This is a genomic window from Rhodococcus (subgen. Prescottella) equi (assembly GCF_003013675.1).
GTDB classification, from domain to species: domain Bacteria; phylum Actinomycetota; class Actinomycetes; order Mycobacteriales; family Mycobacteriaceae; genus Prescottella; species Prescottella equi.
On record NZ_CP027793.1, the window covers coordinates 557,964 to 575,998 of the forward strand.

Below are 18,035 nucleotides of genomic sequence, written 5' to 3' on the forward strand. Positions count from 1 at the left end.
CACAGGAGTCGATAACAGTGACATCGAATGTATTGAGCAGCAACGAGATCGAATCGCTCGCCGAGCGTCTCGACGATGCGCAGGCGGGGGTGCACGACACCCTGAGCCTCGCGGACGACGTCGAGCTCGGTATCGACGACGCTTACCGCATCCAGGAGGCGCTGGTCGCTCGGCGCCTGGGCCGCGGGGAGACCCTCGTGGGCGTCAAGCTCGGCTTCACGAGCAAGGCGAAGATGGCCCAGATGGGGGTGTCCGACGTGATCGTCGGCCGGCTCACCGATGCGATGTGCGTCGAGGACGGCGGCCGCGTCGATCTGCACCGGTTCATCCACCCGAAGATCGAGCCCGAGGTCGCGTACCGACTGGCGCGGGACATCGATCTCGACGACCCCGCCGTCGACATCGAGTCCTGCGTCGACGCGGTCGCTCCCGCGATGGAGATCATCGACTCCCGCTACCGGGACTTCCGGTTCACCTACACCGACGTGGTCGCCGACAACACGTCCGCAGCGGCGTACGTGATCGGACCGTGGCAGTCCATGCGGTCCGCCGGGGACCTCGCGGTGCGCCTCGAGGCCGGAGGGCAGGCCGTCGACGGCTCGACCGCCGCGATCCTCGACGATCCGGTCAACGCGCTGCACGCGCTGCTCGACATGTGCCGACGTCGGCGTATCCCGTTGCGTGCCGGCGACGTCGTCCTCGCGGGCGCCGCGACCGCCGCCATCCCGTTGTCGGCCGGTGTCGCGCGTTGCGAGATCGCGGCGCTGGGCAGCGTCACCGTGGAGGGAATCGCATGAGCGACAACGCAGCCAAGGTCATCGAACGCCTCGCGACACCGCGTGGGCGCTTCCCGCACGTCAAGGTCGCGGGCGACTTCGTCTACGTCTCCGGGACCAGCTCGCGCCGGCCGGACAACACGTTCGTCGGCGTCGAGGTCGACGAGATGGGTACGACGAACCTCGACATCCGCGCCCAGACGCGTGCGGTGATCGAGAACATCCGGTCGATCCTCGCCGAGGTCGGCGCGGATCTGAGCGATCTCGTGCAGGTCACGTCGTACCTCGTGTCGATGAACGACTTCGGCGGATACAACGAGGTGTACGCCGAGCTGTTCGACGAGACCGGTCCCACCCGCACCACGGTTGCGGTGCACCAGCTTCCGCATCCGCACCTGCTCATCGAGATCCAGGGCGTGGCATACGTGCCCGCCCACCGCCGTACCCACACCGCCGACTCGGAGGACCGCTCATGACCGTCATCCCGCCCGTCATCGACTTCCAGAAGTGGATCGCCGAGAATCGGCACCTGCTCGCGCCGCCGGTCAACAACCAGACGATGGCGCTGGGCGACGACTTCATCGTGCAGGTCGTCGGCGGACCCAACCAGCGCACCGACTACCACCTCGACCCGTACGAGGAGTGGTTCTACCAGATCGAGGGCGACATCCACGTGGACGTGATGACCGAGGACGGCCCGCAGCGCGTGCACATCCGGGAGGGTGAGACCTGGCTGCTCCCCGGCAATCTGCCGCATTCGCCGCAGCGTCCCACCGCGGGTTCGATCGGACTGGTCATCGAGCGCGTGCGCCGCGAGGGCACCCTCGAGAAGTTCCAGTGGTACTGCCTCGAGTGCAACAACCTGATCCACGAGATCGAACTGCAGGTGCGCGACATCGTCGCCGACCTGCCGCCGGTGTTCGTGCAGTTCTACGAGGACGAGCAGGCCCGCACGTGCGACAACTGCGGCACCCTGCACCCCGGGAAGGGCTGACGTGAGCGGCATCATCGACGTCCACACCCACTACGTCCCCAAGGGGTGGCCGGACCTGACCGCCGACGCCGGACCCGACGCCCCGTGGCTGCGGGTCGAGAGCGAGGCCGAGGCCGTCATCATGATGGGCTCGAAGGAGTTCCGCCGGATCCAGGCCGACGCCTGGGATGCGCAGACCCGACTGCACGACATGGACGCCGACGGCGTCCGCACCCAGGTGGTCTCGCCGACACCGGCCTTCTTCAACTACGGCCGCACCGGCGCGCAGGCCGAACGGATCGCACGCATCTTCAACGACCTCGCGCTCGACATCGTCGCCCCCGCCCCGGACCGGTTGATCCCGTTCTGCCAGGTGCCGTTGCAGGACGCCGACGCCGCCTGCCGTGAGGTGGAGCGCTGCGTCGCCAACGGACACCGCGGAGTCGAGATCGGCAACCACGTCGGTGACCGTGACCTCGACAGCGAGGGCGTGGTGACCTTCCTGCAGCACTGTGCGTCGCTGGACGTCCCGGTGTTCGTCCATCCCTGGGACATGGATTCGTCGCCGCGCCTGAACCGCTGGATGGCGCAGTGGCTCACCGCGATGCCCGCCGAGACGCACCTGTCGATCCTCGCGCTGATCCTCGGCGGCGTCTTCGATCGCATCGACGACCGGTTGAAGATCGGGTTCGCCCACGGCGGTGGGTCGTTCGCCTTCTGGCTCGGCCGGATGGAAAACGCCTGGCATCGCCGCAACGACGTGATCGGCACGTCCGAGATGCCGCCGTCGCACTACCTCGGCCGCTTCTACGTGGACTCCGTCGTGTTCGACGACCGCGCGTTGCGTCTGCTCGTCGACACCGTCGGTGTGGACCGGGTGATGGTGGGCAGCGACTACCCGTACCCGCTGGGGGAGCGGCCGGTGGGGGAGGTCGTGCGCAAGAGCGAGTTCCTGGACGAGGCCTCGCGGGATCTGATCCAGCGCGGCAACGCGGAGCGCTTCCTCGGGCTCTCGTAACGCCCGAGGCATAGCCGAATTGAGATACCCGGCGGCCGATTCGGCATTTGTGAGTCATGTCTCACGGGTACAGAATCTTCCGTACGAGGCCGACAAGGCCGCCGGATTCTCCTGGCGAAGAACGGATCTCGGATATCCGACCGCCTCCCCCGACACCGATAGGTATCTGCGATGACCGACAGCACGACACGAGGCCGGGGCCCTGCCCCCGCCGCGGCCGCGCGCAGCCGTGTCGCCATGGCGACCCTGGCCGGCACCACGCTCGAGTGGTACGACTTCTTCCTCTACGGCACCGCCGCCGCACTGATCTTCAACAAGCAGTTCTTCCCGAGCCTGAGCCCCACGGCCGGCACCCTCGCCGCGTTCAGCACGTTCGCGGTCGGATTCATCGCCCGCCCGCTCGGCGGCCTGGTCTTCGGCCACTTCGGCGACCGCATCGGCCGTAAGGCGACGCTCGTGGTCTCGCTCGTGATGATGGGCATCGGCTCGACCCTGATCGGCCTCATCCCCAACTACGACGCGATCGGAGTGTGGGCGCCGATCCTGCTCGTGGCGATGCGCGTCGTACAGGGCATCGGGCTCGGCGGTGAGGGTGCCGGGGCGACGTTGATGTCGATGGAACACGCCCCCGCCGGGAAGAAGAACCTCTACGCCGGCTTCCCCCAGATGGGTACCCCGGCCGGGCTCGTGCTGGCGAACGGCATCTTCCTCACCATCAGTTCGGTGATGTCGGACAGCGCGTTCGCGTCGTGGGGCTGGCGGATCCCGTTCGTGCTCAGCTTCGTTCTCGTCGCGATCGGTCTCGTCATCCGCCTGCGGGTCACCGAGTCGCCGTCGTTCACCGGGATCGTCGAGAACAACGCGGTGTCGAAGTTCCCGCTCCGTGAGTCGCTGAAGGTCGGTTTCCCCCGCCTGTCGCTCACCCTCCTCGCGGTCCTCGCCAACTCCGCCGTCGCGTACGCCTTCATGGTGTTCTCGCTGTCCTACGGCAGTCAGCACCTCGGCTACGACAAGCAGTTCCTGATCCTGTGCGTGACGGCCGCCGCGGTGCTGTGGTTCGCGTCGATTCCGGTGTGGACCAAGGTCGCCGACAAGCACGGACGCCGCACGATGTTCATCGCCGGCTCCGCCGCGATCCTGGCATGGTGCATCGTGTTCTTCCCGCTGCTGAACACCGAGAACTCGGTGATCGCCGTGATCGCGTTCCTCGGCATGGGCCTGATCGTCCCGGTCACGCACTGCGTGCAGGGCAGCATCATCGCCGACACCTTCCCCGCGAAGGTGCGCTACTCGGGGTCGTCGCTGATCCTGCAGAGCGGCGCCATCCTGGGCGGCGGCCTGGCGCCCATGATCGCCACCGCGCTGCTCGACGCGACCGGATCGTCCGTCGGCGTCACGTGGTACCTCGCAACCGTCTGCGCCATCAGCCTGGTGGGCGCGATCGCCCTGTTCCGGGTCGTGCCGGACTCGTCGCGCGGCCTGCAGCACGAAGAACCCGCAGCCGTCCCCGCCTGATCGCTGTCGGGGGAACCGGAGCCGTCCACCACCCGGTGGGCGGCTCCGACTCGTTCGGCGTGTCAGTTGCGGGCGGGCGCGATCTCGGCCGCGAACTCGGCGAGGAAGTCCACCAGCGCGGACGCCGACGGGCTGAGGGTGCGTCCGGCCGAGAGCGTGATGCCGACGCTGTGGCCGATCGGGTCCAGCGTGATCGGCAGCGTGGTGAGACGGACGTCGTCGCGGGGAATGAGGCTGGGTAGGACCGCCACCATGTCGGTCTCGATGAGCAGCTGACGCACGGTGAGGAACGACGTGGCCTCCACCCGGTTCTCGGGCAGCGCGAGACTGTTGCGGGCGAAGAACTCTTCGAGTTCGCGGCGCAGTGCCGTCTCGACACCCGGCAGGATCCACGGGTACTGCGTCAGATCACCCAGCTCGATGCCGCTCCGCCCGGCCAGCGGGTGCCCCCGTCGCGTCACGAGTTCCACCGATTCGGCGTACAGCGTGCGCCGCACCGCCATCTCGTCGGTGGGTGAGGTGAGCCGGCCGACGATGAGATCGATACGCCCCGACTGCAGTTCGGTCAGCAGCACCTCCGGGGTGCCTTCCCGGACCACCACGGTGAGCAGTGGACGTTCCCTCTTCAGCCGCGCGATCGCACCGGGCAGGAGGACGTTGGAACCGGCGAGATGTGTTCCCACGACAACGGTTCCGCGGTCGGCGTCGGCGAGTTCGACCACGTGTCGACCGGCCTGCGTCAGCTGCGCGATCACCGCCCGGGCGTGCGCTGTGAACGCCTCCCCGAAGATCGTCGGCGTGATGCCGCGCGGACCCCTGTCGTACAGGGAGACACCGAGAATGGACTCGATGTCGTGCAGGCTGCGCGTCGCGACCGGCTGGGTGACATGCAGGGCCGCGGCCGCCGCGACGACACTGCCCTGGCTGGTGAGTGCGTCGACGAGCAGCAGGTGACGGAGCTTGAGGCGCCCGTCCAGCAGTTTGGGCATGTCCATGGGGGAATCCTAGCGACGGCCGAATCCCACGTATACCGTCAGCGATTTGGTGGTTGCAAAGCGCAACCGTATTGCGGTGAAGTGGATTTCGCGGGTCCGACTATGCCTGCTCGAGTCCGGCGAACAGGCCGAGCAGAGCGCGGCCGAGCGCCGAGTCCGGCTCTGCGAGATCGAGGAAGATGTCGTAGTGATTGCGGTCCGGGACGACCAGCAGTTCGCTCTCGGACCGCCGCGCCCACGCCTCGTGGAACTTCCGGCTCTGCTCGAGGAACCCCACGCCGTCGTGCTCGGCGACGGCCACGACCGCACGCGGGCCCACCCGGTCGGTCTGCAGCATCGGACTGAGCGCGCTCGCGCGCGAGTCGTCCAAACCCAGCCACTCGTTGGCGAACGAATCGACCAGCGGTCGGATGTCGAACAGTCCGCTGATCGGCATCGCCGCGCGCACCACGTCGTCCGGAAGCCCGAACTCGGCCTGCCACCCGGACACCATCGTGGTGGCGGTCAGATGACCGCCGGCGGAACTGCCGCCGACGACGATCCGGTTCCGGTCGAGACCGTGCTCGGCGCCGTGGTGGTACACCCAGGCGACGGCGGCCCGGACCTGCCGGACGATCTCCTCGAGCGGTGTGTGGGGTGCCAGTCCGTAGTCGACGGCGACCGTGGCGATGCCCGCGTCGGCGAGCATGCCCGCCATGAAGGCGGTGTGATGCCGCGACAGCGCCCGCCAGTACCCGCCGTGGATCGCCACGAACACCGGGCGCAGGGCGCCCCCGACTCCCCAGACGTCAAGCCGTTCGGTGCTGTCGGGGTCGAAGCGGACATCGGCGAAGCCGTCGAGACCGTCGACGGTCTCCCGTGAGCGCTGTCGGTACTCCTCGACGGTCGCGTCGAACAATTCGGGGGAGACGGTGTTGCGGACGTTGTAGTCCACGTCGATCTGCGGGTCGGTCACCGTTTCATCCTCTGGGGCATACCGAATGCCTGTCGAATGCGAAATTCGGGTCGAGATATGCCCAATTGCGCATAGCGCGGCGTCCGGCGAACGACGAAGCCGCCCGATCCCATCGCGGGATCGGGCGGCGTCGAGTCGTTCGGTGCTGTCGCTCGCGCGATCAGCGGGCGCGGCGCGCCAGACGCTCCGAGTCGGAGATCAGGACGCTCTTGCCCTCGAGGCGCAGCCAGCCGCGGTGCGCGAAGTCGGCCAGTGCCTTGTTCACGGTCTCGCGCGAAGCGCCGACGAGCTGGGCGATCTCTTCCTGCGTCAGGTCGTGGGTGACGCGGAGCGAGCCGGCCTCCTGCGTACCGAAGCGCTGTGCGAGCTGCAGCAGCGCCTTCGCGACACGACCCGGGACGTCGGTGAAGATCAGGTCCGCGAGGTTGTTGTTGGTGCGACGCAGGCGGCGCGCGAGGACGCGCAGCAGCTGCTCCGCGATCTCCGGACGCTGGTCGATCCACGACTTGAGGGCGTCCCGGTCCATGCTCACGGCGCGGACCTCGGTGACGGTGGTCGCGGTCGACGTGCGCGGACCCGGGTCGAAGATCGAGAGCTCGCCGAACATGTCGGACGGGCCCATGATCGTCAGCAGGTTCTCGCGGCCGTCCGGCGAACGACGGCCGAGCTTCACCTTGCCGGAAACGATGATGTACAGCCGGTCACCGGGCTCACCCTCGTTGAAGATGACGTGCCCGCGCGGGAAATCGACGGGCTGAAGCTGCTTGACCAGTGCAGCCACCGCCGAGGGCTCGACTCCTTGGAAGATGCCGGCTCTGGCCAGGACCTCGTCCACGTGCGCTCCTTTGGGAAAAACTGTTCATCGATGCAAGTTGCTGCACATGACTGGAGTCTCATGCAACGAGTACGCACACAAAGTCTACTTGCCGCGCCTGTGTGACGAGTCACGGACACCACGGAGAGTTCTGCGAGTCGGTGTCCATGTCGCGTCCACGGAGCCGACAAGAGCCGGCGGACCGAGCGTACGGGGTTCCGGGACATTCCATCACGTCTCCGCGTCCTTTTCTCGGTCGGCGGCCTGACGTCGCTCGACCTCCCTGCGCCCGTACGTCGCGCGGAGGATCTCGGTGCGGTCCGACGTCGTCGAACCCACCGCACCCGCGGCGATGCCGAGCGAGGCGGCGAGCCATGCGAGTTTGACGTAGGTCGCGAGGGTCGCCGGCGCGCCGAGTTGCTCCGCGAGATAGTCGTCCGGCACCACGACCACGGCGGCGAGCATCACCGCGAGCAGGAGCAGCCCGTACATGCAGACCGCGCCCGCCACCACCGTGCCGAGCGTGGCGGAGTTGTACAGCACGCGATCGGCGCGGGTGCTGCGGAAATTCGGGCGCTCCCAGAGTCCGTTCGGCACGATCAGCCAGGTGCTGACCGCCACCAGGACGGCCAGTGTCACCAGCGTCAGCCGGGTGACGCTCATCGATGCCGCCATCTGCCAGATGCTCGCGTAGAAGACACCGAACGCCGATGCCGCGCTCGCCGCGCCGAAGGCTCCCGACAAGGCCGGGATCAGCCGCCACGGACGATTGCCCCGCACCATCCCGGCCACCAGCCGCACCCGGCCGAGCGGAGACGTCGACACCAGCCGGCCGCCGCCGTCCGCGTCGGCGACCCAACGGGTGCCCGCCGGTGCAGGCCCGGACGCGCCCGTCCCGAGAAGGTGCGGCAGCAGGTCCGCGACGGTGCGCAGCAGCCGACGCGAGGTCCCGAGCACGCCGAAGGACGGCGTGTAGAACACGCACATCCGGTCGCGGAAGACCTCGGCGACGACGGCCCGGGACGCCTGTCGCCGGGGCATCTCGGAAACGACGAGGACCAGGTCGAACTTGTGCTGCAGAACGTCGAACCACTCGTCGAGCGCAGGGGAGCCGTCGGTCGCCGGCGGGAGGGTCAGCGCGACGTTCTCGACCTCGACCTCGGCGGACGCGTCGAGTGGCGTCGCCCGCAGCAATTCGGGCAGCCGGTCGGTGAGAATCTGCGCCAGCCGGGTCGAGAAACCGGGATCCGCGACGACGCCGACGATCACGACGTCACCTCCGGGTCGGTGCGCCGCGACCGGAACCGGGCCAGGGCATACAGGCCGAGGCCCAGTGCCAGAAACACCGCGCCCCGCAGCCACGTGGCGGCGCTCTGTTGCGTCAGGAGCACGACACACGTCAGCAGCGCGAGGATCGGTAGCACCGTCGGTGTTCGGAAGTGAGGCTCGCCCACCCGGTCGCGGCGCAGGACCAGAACCGCGACGTTGGTGCTCACGAACACGAACAGAAGGAGAAGGACGACAGTCTCCGCCAGGGCATCGAGAGAACTCGTCGTGCACAGCACCATCGCCACCGCCGTCGTCGCGAGGATCGCCACCCACGGGGTGCGGCGCCGCGGCAGCACCCGCCCGAACATCGACGGCACCAGACCGTGCGAGGCCATGCCGTACAGCAGGCGGCTGGCCATGATCATCGTCAGGAGCGCGCCGTTGGCGACGGCCACGAGTGCGATCGCACCGAACAACCGGTCCGGCACGCCCAGGTTCGTGGCGGACACGACCTCCAGGAGTGGGCCCGTCGACGCGGCCACCTGTTCCGGCGGCAGCACGATCGAGACCGCCATCCCCACCAGCACGTAGACGGCGCCGGCCGTGAGCAGCGCACCGAACAGCGCCCGCGGGTACACGCGACGGACGTCGCGCACCTCCTCGGCAATGTTCGCCGAGGTCTCGAAGCCGACGAACGAGTAGTACGCCAGCAGCGCGGCGGCAAGCACTGCCATCGCAGGGGCTCGGTCGGCATCGAACTCGAGCAGACGGCCGGGCTCGCCGTCCCCGCGGGCGAGCACGATCGCCGCCAGCACCACGACGAGGACGAGCCCGCCTACCTCGATCACCGTCATCAGCAAGTTCGCGCGCAGCGACTCGCGGATGCCTCGGGCGTTGACCGCCGCGACGACGGCGAGGAATCCCAGGGCCGCCAGCAGGACCGGCAGGTCGACGAACGTCCCCAGGTACTCGCCCGCGAAGGCGTGCGCGAGTCCGGCAGCGCTCGTGACGCCCGCCGCGAGCATCGCGAAGCCGACCAGGAAGGAGATCGTGTCCGAACCGAATGCGCGCCGGGCGAACACCGCGGCTCCACCCGCCTCGGGATACTTCGTCACGAGTTCGGCGTACGACGCCGCGGTCGTGAGGGCCATCGCGAGTGCCACGAGCAGGGGCACCCACACCGCCCCGCCGACCTCGCCCGCCATCACCCCGACGAGGGCGTAGATCCCGGCGCCCAGCACGTCGCCGATGATGAACACGAACAGCAGGACGCCACCGACCGAGCGGCGCAATTGCGGGGACGGTGCCCCGGTGGTGGTCGGTGGGGCGTTGGTTCCGGTCACGAGACCGCGGATACCCCGTCGGAAGGAAAACCTACCGTCGGCACGTAATGGGCCGACCGGAGGCGGAGGCCCGTCTAGCTGGCGCGGCGGGCGGGCAGGTCCTCGTCACCGTCGTCGCTGCGCCGACGCCGGCGGTTGAAACGGGCCAGCGCGTGCGGGAACCCCTCGGACGCGAGCGTCGCCACCTCCGACTGGCTCGCCTGGTCGAGGAACTCCTCGACCTCCTGCTCGCGGACCGTGAGTCGGCGGAGCCGGAACTCGACGCGCTCCATTGCCAGTGCGAACAGCATCAGCAGCACAGGAAACAGCACCACAGCCAGACCTTGCATATGCGGAAGTAAACACAACGAAGGTCTCAGAAGCGACACGGTCCGGAATCCGATCGGACGCTGAGTCCGTAGAGTTGTCGGGGTGCATGCGACCCCAGCCGGCGGACCGAAATCGGACGCAGAACCTGTCTCGTCGGGTGAGTCCAGGCTGGCGTTGGTGCGCCGGGCCCGGCGTATGAACCGCCGCCTGAAGGACGCCTTCCCGCACGTCTACTGCGAGCTGGACTTCACCACGCCCCTCGAGTTGACGGTCGCGACGATCCTGTCGGCACAGTGCACGGATGTGCGGGTCAACCAGGTAACTCCCGCCCTCTTCGCCCGCTACCCGGACGCCCGCGCCTACGCCGAGGCCGATCGCGTGGAGCTCGAGGAGTACATCCGGTCGACCGGTTTCTACCGGAACAAGGCGACCTCGATCATCGGCCTCGGCCAGGCTCTGCTCGAGCGATACGACGGCGAGGTCCCGAACAAACTGAAGGACCTCGTGACGCTGCCGGGCATCGGCCGCAAGACCGCCAACGTCGTTCTCGGTAACGCTTTCGGCGTGCCCGGAATCACAGTCGACACCCACTTCGGGCGGCTCGTCCGACGCTGGAAATGGACCGAGGAGACCGATCCGGTGAAGGTGGAGCACGCGGTCGGCGCGCTCATCGAACGCAAGGAATGGACCGATCTGTCGCACCGCGTGATCTTCCACGGACGACGGGTCTGCCATGCGCGCAAACCGGCGTGCGGGGTGTGCGTGCTCGCCAAGGACTGCCCCTCCTACGGCACCGGCCCCACCGACAAGGTCGCGGCGGCCGCGCTCGTGAAGGGCCCCGAGACCGAACACCTTCTCGAACTGGCAGGTATGTGAGCAGTATGCGGATGTCGAGTGGTGCGCGCTGGAGCCTCGTCGCGCTCGTGGTGGTGGTGGGGCTGATCGTCGCCATCTGGCCGCGCGGCGACGACGAGGCCGTCGACGTCGGCGGCTACCCCGGTGCGGACCGATCGGCGTCGCAGCAGGAGCGGCGCGCCGCCGACACCCCGGAGGCGCTGGCCGCGGCCCGCGCCGACGCCGAGTTGGAACCGTGCCCGGCGCCCGGCGGTCCCGCCCCCGACGGCTCGGTGCTCGAGGGCATCACCCTCGAATGCGTCGGCGACGGTAGCCGCGTCGACCTTGCCGCCGCACTGGCGGGCAAGCCGGTCCTGCTCAACCTGTGGGCCTACTGGTGCGGACCGTGCCGGGAGGAACTGCCGTATCTGCAGCAGTACGCCGACCGGGCCGGTAGCGCGGTTACCGTTCTCACGGTGCACACCGATCCAAACGAGGCGAACGCCCTCGCACGCCTCGCCGAGTACGACGTCCACCTGCCCGGGGTCCAGGACGGGTCGGCACGCGTCCAGGCCGCCGTCGGATCACCCGCCGTGTTGCCGGTGTCCGTGCTGATCCGTCCCGACGGCACCGTGGCGAAGATCCTGCCGCAGCCGTTCCGCAGCGTCGACGAGATCGCCGACGTCGTCCAGCAGTACCTCGGCGTCGCCGCATGAGCTTCCGATCGCATCCGCCGCTGAACCCCGCCGCCGCACCCGAGTGGTTGCGCGGTGTCACGCACACCCCGCCCGCGGACCCCAACCGCGTCAACCCGGTGCTCGACCGGCGCGCCCCCGACGGCGCCGCCGTGCGGCCCGCCGCGGTGCTGGTGCTGTTCGGTGGCTCGCCCGAGTCCGATCCCCTCGCCGTCGGCGGACTGCCCGCCGACGCCGACGTGCTGCTGACACAGCGGGCGTCGACGATGCGCCAGCACAGCGGCCAGGTGGCCTTCCCCGGCGGCGCGGCCGACCCGGAGGACGACGGCCCGGTCGACACGGCTCTGCGCGAAGCCGAGGAGGAGACCGGTCTGGAACGCAGCGGCGTGCAGCCGCTCGTGACGCTGCCGCAGCTGTTCATCCCGCCGTCCGGTTTCGACGTCACGCCGGTGCTCGCCTACTGGCGCGATCCCAGCCCGGTCGGCGTCGTCGACGTGGCCGAGGCCGAACGCGTGGTTCGGGTGCCCGTGCGGGACCTGATCGACCCCGACAACCGGTTCCAGGTCCGGCACCGCGCCGGCTACCAGGGCCCGGCGTTCGAGGTGGACGGAATGCTCGTGTGGGGTTTCACCGCCGGCGTGCTCGCGGGACTGTTCGCGGTGTCCGGTTGGGAGATCGAATGGGACCACCGCGACGTCCGTGACCTCGACGCGACGCTCACCAGGGTCGCGACCGGGATGGACGACAACGACGGAACCCTCGGACACCAGGCCCGGAAGGGGGAGCGGTGAGCGGATCCGCATGGATCGACCTGGCGGTGATCCTGATTGCGCTGCTGGCCGCGTCGTCGGGCTGGCGGCAGGGTGCGGTCGCGTCGGCACTCGCGTTCCTCGGCGTCGTGCTGGGCGCGGTCGCCGGCATCCTCATCGCGCCGCACGTGCTGGTCCACGTCGACGAGGGGCGCGCCCGGGTGCTCGCCGGCATCGCGCTGATCGTCGTGCTCGTGGTGATCGGCGAGGTCGCCGGCATGGTGCTGGGCCGCGCGGCCCGCAGCGGCATGCACAGCCCGGTCGCGCGGTCGGTGGACAGCGTCGTCGGCGCCGGACTTCAGCTCACGGCCGTCCTGGTCGCGGCGTGGCTGCTCGCCATCCCGCTGGCCACCTCGACCCAGGCCAACGTGGCCACCGCGGTACGCGGATCGAAGGTGCTCAGCACCGTCGACGACGTCGCACCGGACTGGCTGCGCAACGTGCCGAGCGAGTTCTCGGCGCTGCTCGACACGTCCGGTCTGCCCGACGTCATCGGGCCGTTCGGCCGGACGCCCATCACCAACGTCGAGCCGCCCGACGCCAGCGTGCTCGCGAGCCCGGTGGCGCAGCAGCTGCAGTCGAGTGTCCTGCGGATCCGCGGCGCCGCGCCGAGCTGCCAGAAGGCGCTCGAGGGATCCGGCTTCGTCGTCGGCCCCGAACGGGTGATGACCAACGCGCACGTCGTGGCGGGTACGTCGTCGGTGACCGTCGATACGGCCGCGGGCCCCCTCGATGCGAACGTCGTGCTGTTCGATCCGGCGGTGGACGTCGCGGTGCTCGACGTACCCGGGCTCACCGCGGAGGTGCTGCAGTTCGCGCCCGAGAAGGCACGCACCGGCGACAGTGCGATCGTGCTCGGATACCCCGGCGGTGGCCCCTACACGGCCAGCGCCGCCCGGATCCGTGAGGTCCTCGACCTGCGCGGACCGGACATCTACCGCTCCGGCAACGTCGAGCGCGAGGTGTACACGGTGCGCGGGTCGATTCGTCAGGGCAATTCGGGTGGACCGCTCGTCGACGAGCAGGGACGCGTCCTGGGCGTCGTCTTCGGTGCCGCGGTCGACGACAGCGACACCGGTTTCGTCCTCACCGCGGACGAGGTGTCGCGCCAGCTCGAGCAGGCCGGGCAGTCCCGCGCCGCCGTGGGCACGGGCGTCTGCATCACCTGACCCGGCTCAGGGCCGGGTCAGGTGATGGTCAGCGTGACGCGAGGGCGAAACGCAGCAGTTCCGCGGTCACCTCGGCGGGCGCCTCCTGGTGCGCGAAATGGCCGACCTCCGGGATCGAGTGCAGTTGCTGGCCGGGCGCGAGCCGGGTGGACCGCTCGACGGTCCGCTTCGACACGTACGGGTCCAGGTCGCCGTGGATCTGCAGGACGGGTATCCGCAACGTGTGATCCATCGCCGTCATGAAGCGGTGGCCGTCGGGGCGGAACTGGCTGCGGAACGCCCACCGCTGGTACTCCAGCGCCGAGTGGGCGACGCGTGGGATGCGGATCGCGGACCGTAGTCGGCGGACCACCTCCGGGAACTCGTCGGACTGCACCCAGGCCGGCCCTGATCGGGCGCGCAACAGACGCTCCACCTCGGCGCCCTGGTCCTGCAGCAGCCGCCGCTCGGGACGCCACGGCACCTGGTAGCGAAGGAACGTCGGCAGCAGGGCCCGCCGCTGACGACGGTCGCGCAGCACGGCGTCCTTGAGCGCGATCGGGTGCGGCGAACTGACCAGGCCGATGGAGCGCACCAGCCGGGGGTGCAGGAGAGCGGTGGCCCAGCAGACGAGGCCACCGTCGGCGTGGCCGACGAGGGTCGCGTCGGTGTGGCCCATCGCGCGGATCAGGCCGGCGATGTCGCCGGCGAGGGTCCATCCGTCGTAGCCGCGGGGCGGGGTGTCGGTGTCGCCGTAGCCGCGCAGGTCGACCGCGACGGTCCGGAAGCCGGCGTCGGCCAGCGGGGTCAGCTGGTGGCGCCACGTCCACCAGAAGTCGGCGAAGCCGTGCAGGAGCACGACGAGCGGGGCGTCGGGGTGGGACGGGCCGGCCTCGGCGATGTGGATACGGATGCCGTTGGCGTGGATGTCCCGATGGGTCCACGGTCCGTCGAAACGGACCGTGGACGGATCTGGTTGGGTCACTGATCGGGCCTCGGCAACGATCAGCCGGCGGTGCCCGTTCCGGTGCCGAGCGGGGAGCCTGCCTCCGGACGCTGGCCGGGCAGCACCGTGGCAGCCTGCTTGAGGGAATCGATCGTCTTGTTCGGTGCGCGGAGCTTGCGGACCCGCAGGTAGCCGAGCAGCGCGAGCACCCCGGTCACGACCAGCATCAGCGCGAAGACGATGAGGAACGACGCCCACCGGTCCAGCCACACGCTGAGCAGTTCGGCGAGGAAGAAGAAGAAGAAGAACGCGCTGAAGACCAGCACGGACAGCGCGAGGATGAAGAAGAGGCTGCCCTGCACGCCCTTCTTGACCTCACTGGTCACCTCGGCCTTCGCGAGTTCCACCTCGGCGCGGAACAGCGTCGAGACCTGGGCGGTCGCGTCGCGCACGAGGGTGCCGATCGAGGCGGTCTCGGGGTTGTGGGGATCGGTCAGGGGGATCGAGGAGATCGTCGTCGGGACCCCGTCGCCCATCGCCCGGCTGCCGTTTCCGGTGACTCCACTGCCGTTGGTGACACTCACTTCTCGACCCCTCCAGGTAGCTCTGACGCGCGGGTAGCTGTGACGTGCGAGTGGGCCTCACACATCGGTGGCAGCGGCGCGGGCCTGATGGACCCGTCCGCGTCGCAACAGTAGCGCCGATCCGATCAGTGACGCAGCCAACGACGTCATGAGCACCGCGGCCTTCGCGATGTCCGCTTCGCTGCCGTCGCCGACACCCGCGAGAGCGAGATCGGCCACCAGAAGGCTAACCGTGAACCCGATGGCGCCGAGCACCGACAGGGCGAACATGTCGCGGAAACCGAGCGAGCGCGGCTTGGTGGCGATCCCGAGCCGGATCGCCAGCCACGAGATCCCGAAGATTCCGACGGTCTTGCCGACCAGCAGGCCGAGGATGATCGCGAGCGAGATCCGGTCGGTGAACAGCGCGCCGAGGACCTCCCCGTTGATGGGGACACCGGAGGCGAACAGCGCGAACAGCGGCACGCACACGGCCGCGGACCACGGCTGCAGACGATGCTCGAGCCGGGCGGCGGGGGAGTACTCCTCGTCGGGATCGGTGCGGACCCGGGTGAGCAGGCCCAGTGCAACGCCCGCGAGCGTCGCGTGGATGCCGGCCTCGTGGACGCTGTACCAGGTCAGCAGCGCGAGCGGGACGTACAGGAACGGCGTGGTGATCCGGCGGTGCTGCGCATACCAGTAGACGACCAGGCACACGACCGCTGTGAGGATCCACAGCATCGCGATCGACGCGGTGAACAGGACCGCGATGAGGATGATTGCGAGAAGGTCGTCGACCACGGCGAGGCTGAGAAGGAAGACGCGGGCGCTGGCCGGGATGCGTGAACCGGTGAGGGCGAGGACGCCGAGCGCGAACGCGATGTCGGTGGCGACGGGGATCGCCCAGCCGCGGTCCATGCCGGGCGCACCGGCGCCGACGACGGCGGCGATGATCGCGGGCAGCAGTACGCCGCCGCACGCCGCGATGATCGGCAACAGCGCCTTCTTGCGGTCGGCGAGCTCACCCACGACGAGTTCACGTTTGAGTTCGAGGCCCGCGACGAAGAAGAAGATCGCGAGCAGACCGTCCTGCGCCCACGTGCCGAGCGACAGGTTCAGGTGGATCGCGCTGGGCCCGATCTGCCAGTCCCGAAGCGTGGTGTAGGCGTCCGAGAGGGGAGAGTTTGCCCACAGGACCGCAACCGCGGCGGCGATCAGGAGAATTGATCCGCCGACCGTCTCCGTGCGGAGATAGCGGCCGAGTTCGGAGCGTGCGGCAGAAATCAAGGAAAGCCTCTCACCAGGAGTTTCGACGGGTACGGCAGAACATCGCCGACCAGACTTCCCGGCACACCTCCATAGATCTTAACGCGCTCTTTGCAACCGATCAGTCCGTCGTCCGTGGTTGCGACGTGTCCGCGCGACGTGTTCAAATCCTACGGTTTGGGATGGGCTTCCACTGAGTGGAAGCCGCCGTCGGGGCCCGTGGGGGACAGTGGTGCAGGAGAAAGTCGCGTGAGCAAGGGTGTGGAGTCCGCCGAACGCGGGCAGGACGAGTTGTCGGCGTCGCCCGACGACGGGACGGTGGCCGGTGTGCCGCGCAGTCGCATCGTCGTGGCCAGCATGGTCGGTACGTCGATCGAGTTCTACGACTTCTACATCTATGCGACGGCCGCGGTATCGGTCTTCCCGCACCTGTTCTTCCCCAAGGGCAACGACACGACGGCACTGCTCGCGTCGTTCGCGACCTTCGGACTCGCGTTCGTCGCCCGTCCGCTCGGCTCGATCCTGTTCGGCCATTTCGGTGACCGGATCGGCCGTAAGGCCACACTCGTCGGCTCGCTGCTCACGATGGGCATCGCGACGTTCCTGATCGGCCTGCTGCCCACCTACCACGCGGTGGGACTGTGGGCGCCTGCGCTGCTGGCGCTGATGCGCTTCTGTCAGGGTCTCGGCCTCGGCGGAGAGTGGTCCGGTGCCGCGCTGCTCGCGACGGAGACCGCGAAGAGCGGCAAGCGTGCGTGGGCCGCGATGTGGCCGCAGTTGGGTGCCCCCATCGGCTTCTTCTTCGCCAACGGCCTGTTCCTGCTGATCACGTTGGCACTCGGTTACACCAGCAGTTCGAACCCGGACCTCGACAGCGCATTCCTCACGTGGGGCTGGCGTATCCCGTTCCTGCTCAGCGCGCTGATGGTGATGATCGGTCTCTACGTGCGTCTCAAGCTCGAGGAGACGCCGGTGTTCGCCCGCGCGGTCGCGAACGGCGAGAAGGTCAAGACTCCGCTCAAGCAGGTCTTCAAGACCAGCTGGCGTCAGCTGATCATCGGCACGTTCGTGATGCTCGCGACGTACACGCTCTTCTACATCATGACGACGTGGGTGCTCAGCTACGGCACCGGCAAGACCGCCGCCGACGGTGGGTACGGCGCGGGCTTCCAGTACCGGGACTTCCTGGTGCTGCAGCTGGTGGCGGTGCTGTTCTTCGCGGCGACGATCCCGGTCGCCGGCTGGCTCGCCGACCGCTACGGCCGACGCATCACCCTGCTGGTCATCACCGCCGCCATGATGGTTTTCGGTCTGACCTTCGGAGTCCTGCTCGCGGCCGAGGGCATGACCGACGCCCGGATGCTGGTGTTCCTGATCATCGGCATGGTGCTGATGGGTCTGACGTTCGGCCCCATGAGCGCGGTGCTGCCGGAACTGTTCCCCACGAATGTCCGCTACACGGGTTCGGGTATCGCCTACAACACCGCGAGCATTCTCGGTGCGGCGGTTGCACCGTTCATTGCGACGTGGCTCGCCGAGAGCTACGGCGTCGGCTGGGTCGGCATCTACCTGTTGATCGCGTCGGCCCTGACGTTCGTGTCGCTGCTGGTCATGCGCGAGACCAAGGACGAATCGCTCGACGACGTCGCCTGACGCCGGAGCTCGGACGGGCACGCTTCCGCACTGCGGGGGCGTGCCCGTTTTCGTCGTGTGTGGGTGTTTTTCCGGGAATCGGAAAACTGTGAGCCGATTTCATTCGCGCGCGTCGAGTGCGGATATCCAGTATGTTCCGAAACGCTTGTAATGC

19 protein-coding genes are annotated in these 18,035 nt (G+C 68.7%); 10 read left to right on the forward strand and 9 right to left on the reverse strand.

The annotated features are described in order from the left end of the window. The first annotated feature begins 17 nt into the window (after positions 1-17). The 5 genes from C7H75_RS02545 to C7H75_RS02565 all read left to right on the forward strand — a co-directional run bounded on the left by C7H75_RS02545 (position 18) and on the right by C7H75_RS02565 (position 4,282). A complete protein-coding gene (locus C7H75_RS02545) occupies positions 18-797 on the forward strand; it encodes a 2-keto-4-pentenoate hydratase (RefSeq protein ID WP_005515899.1) in 780 nt (259 codons plus the stop codon). After that, positions 794-1,252, forward strand: coding sequence for a RidA family protein (locus C7H75_RS02550; protein ID WP_005515897.1), 459 nt, complete (start codon positions 794-796; stop codon positions 1,250-1,252). Before C7H75_RS02545 ends, C7H75_RS02550 begins: the two co-directional genes overlap by 4 nt. Continuing rightward, positions 1,249-1,770, forward strand: a complete 522-nt coding sequence (locus C7H75_RS02555) for a 3-hydroxyanthranilate 3,4-dioxygenase (RefSeq protein WP_005515895.1) — start codon at positions 1,249-1,251, stop codon at positions 1,768-1,770. Before C7H75_RS02550 ends, C7H75_RS02555 begins: the two co-directional genes overlap by 4 nt. A gap of 1 nt (position 1,771) precedes the next feature. Continuing rightward, positions 1,772-2,767, forward strand: a complete 996-nt coding sequence (locus C7H75_RS02560; protein WP_005515893.1) for an amidohydrolase family protein — start codon at positions 1,772-1,774, stop codon at positions 2,765-2,767. Positions 2,768-2,938: 171 nt separating this feature from the next. Beyond that, positions 2,939-4,282 (forward strand): MFS transporter, encoded by a 1,344-nt coding sequence (locus tag C7H75_RS02565; protein ID WP_022593826.1) that lies wholly within the window; start codon positions 2,939-2,941, stop codon positions 4,280-4,282. A 62-nt stretch (positions 4,283-4,344) separates the two neighbouring features. Here the strand turns inward: C7H75_RS02565 and C7H75_RS02570 are convergent, their stop codons facing one another. The 6 genes from C7H75_RS02570 to C7H75_RS02595 all read right to left on the reverse strand — a co-directional run bounded on the left by C7H75_RS02570 (position 4,345) and on the right by C7H75_RS02595 (position 9,987). Continuing rightward, a complete protein-coding gene (locus tag C7H75_RS02570; RefSeq protein ID WP_005515888.1) occupies positions 4,345-5,277 on the reverse strand; it encodes a LysR substrate-binding domain-containing protein in 933 nt (310 codons plus the stop codon). Positions 5,278-5,377: 100 nt separating this feature from the next. Next, positions 5,378-6,232, reverse strand: coding sequence for an alpha/beta hydrolase (locus tag C7H75_RS02575; RefSeq protein ID WP_013414735.1), 855 nt, complete (start codon positions 6,230-6,232; stop codon positions 5,378-5,380). A 160-nt stretch (positions 6,233-6,392) separates the two neighbouring features. Continuing rightward, entirely contained in the window at positions 6,393-7,067 is a 675-nt protein-coding gene (locus C7H75_RS02580) for a Crp/Fnr family transcriptional regulator (protein ID WP_005515884.1), read from the reverse strand. Positions 7,068-7,277: 210 nt separating this feature from the next. Beyond that, entirely contained in the window at positions 7,278-8,315 is a 1,038-nt protein-coding gene (locus tag C7H75_RS02585) for a hypothetical protein (protein WP_022593828.1), read from the reverse strand. Beyond that, on the reverse strand, positions 8,312-9,658 hold the full coding sequence (locus C7H75_RS02590) for an APC family permease (protein ID WP_005515882.1): 1,347 nt from the start codon (positions 9,656-9,658) through the stop codon (positions 8,312-8,314). The genes C7H75_RS02585 and C7H75_RS02590 overlap by 4 nt, the downstream gene beginning before the upstream one ends. Before the next feature lie 74 nt (positions 9,659-9,732). Further along, on the reverse strand, positions 9,733-9,987 hold the full coding sequence (locus C7H75_RS02595; protein ID WP_005515881.1) for a hypothetical protein: 255 nt from the start codon (positions 9,985-9,987) through the stop codon (positions 9,733-9,735). An 82-nt stretch (positions 9,988-10,069) separates the two neighbouring features. Here C7H75_RS02595 and nth point away from each other — a divergent pair, with 82 nt between their 5' ends. Genes nth through C7H75_RS02615 form a run of 4 tightly spaced genes read left to right on the forward strand, consistent with a single transcriptional unit; the run spans position 10,070 to position 13,474 of the window. Then, complete coding sequence (gene nth / locus C7H75_RS02600; RefSeq protein ID WP_037084682.1) at positions 10,070-10,843, forward strand: endonuclease III; 774 nt, start codon at positions 10,070-10,072, stop codon at positions 10,841-10,843. 5 nt (positions 10,844-10,848) lie between these two features. Then, positions 10,849-11,517, forward strand: coding sequence for a TlpA family protein disulfide reductase (locus tag C7H75_RS02605; RefSeq protein ID WP_005515879.1), 669 nt, complete (start codon positions 10,849-10,851; stop codon positions 11,515-11,517). Beyond that, positions 11,514-12,287, forward strand: a complete 774-nt coding sequence (locus C7H75_RS02610; protein WP_005515878.1) for an NUDIX hydrolase — start codon at positions 11,514-11,516, stop codon at positions 12,285-12,287. The genes C7H75_RS02605 and C7H75_RS02610 overlap by 4 nt, the downstream gene beginning before the upstream one ends. Next, positions 12,284-13,474, forward strand: a complete 1,191-nt coding sequence (locus C7H75_RS02615; RefSeq protein WP_005515877.1) for a MarP family serine protease — start codon at positions 12,284-12,286, stop codon at positions 13,472-13,474. The genes C7H75_RS02610 and C7H75_RS02615 overlap by 4 nt, the downstream gene beginning before the upstream one ends. Positions 13,475-13,502: 28 nt before the next feature. On the opposite strand, the gene C7H75_RS02620 is transcribed toward C7H75_RS02615, so the two are convergent. The 3 genes from C7H75_RS02620 to nhaA are packed head-to-tail and all read right to left on the reverse strand — an operon-like array spanning position 13,503 to position 16,249. Beyond that, complete coding sequence (locus C7H75_RS02620) at positions 13,503-14,438, reverse strand: alpha/beta fold hydrolase (RefSeq protein WP_022593832.1); 936 nt, start codon at positions 14,436-14,438, stop codon at positions 13,503-13,505. A gap of 20 nt (positions 14,439-14,458) precedes the next feature. Then, positions 14,459-14,983, reverse strand: coding sequence for a phage holin family protein (locus C7H75_RS02625; RefSeq protein WP_022593834.1), 525 nt, complete (start codon positions 14,981-14,983; stop codon positions 14,459-14,461). Positions 14,984-15,040: 57 nt separating this feature from the next. After that, complete coding sequence (gene nhaA, locus C7H75_RS02630; RefSeq protein WP_005515873.1) at positions 15,041-16,249, reverse strand: Na+/H+ antiporter NhaA; 1,209 nt, start codon at positions 16,247-16,249, stop codon at positions 15,041-15,043. Between the two features lie 270 nt (positions 16,250-16,519). Between nhaA and C7H75_RS02635 the strand changes: the two genes are divergently transcribed. Next, a complete protein-coding gene (locus C7H75_RS02635; RefSeq protein WP_037085731.1) occupies positions 16,520-17,881 on the forward strand; it encodes an MFS transporter in 1,362 nt (453 codons plus the stop codon). Positions 17,882-18,035: the final 154 nt, after the last annotated feature.

Bases quoted from the DNA above. Each gene is read 5' to 3' on its own strand.
- C7H75_RS02550 (WP_005515897.1), top strand. From the start codon at position 794: ATGAGCGACAACGCAGCCAAGGTCATCGAACGCCTCGCGACACCGCGT.
- C7H75_RS02555 (WP_005515895.1), top strand. From the start codon at position 1,249: ATGACCGTCATCCCGCCCGTCATCGACTTCCAGAAGTGGATCGCCGAG.
- C7H75_RS02565 (WP_022593826.1), top strand. From the start codon at position 2,939: ATGACCGACAGCACGACACGAGGCCGGGGCCCTGCCCCCGCCGCGGCC.
- C7H75_RS02570 (WP_005515888.1), bottom strand. From the start codon at position 5,277: ATGGACATGCCCAAACTGCTGGACGGGCGCCTCAAGCTCCGTCACCTG.
- C7H75_RS02595 (WP_005515881.1), bottom strand. From the start codon at position 9,987: ATGCAAGGTCTGGCTGTGGTGCTGTTTCCTGTGCTGCTGATGCTGTTC.
- C7H75_RS02605 (WP_005515879.1), top strand. From the start codon at position 10,849: ATGCGGATGTCGAGTGGTGCGCGCTGGAGCCTCGTCGCGCTCGTGGTG.
- C7H75_RS02610 (WP_005515878.1), top strand. From the start codon at position 11,514: ATGAGCTTCCGATCGCATCCGCCGCTGAACCCCGCCGCCGCACCCGAG.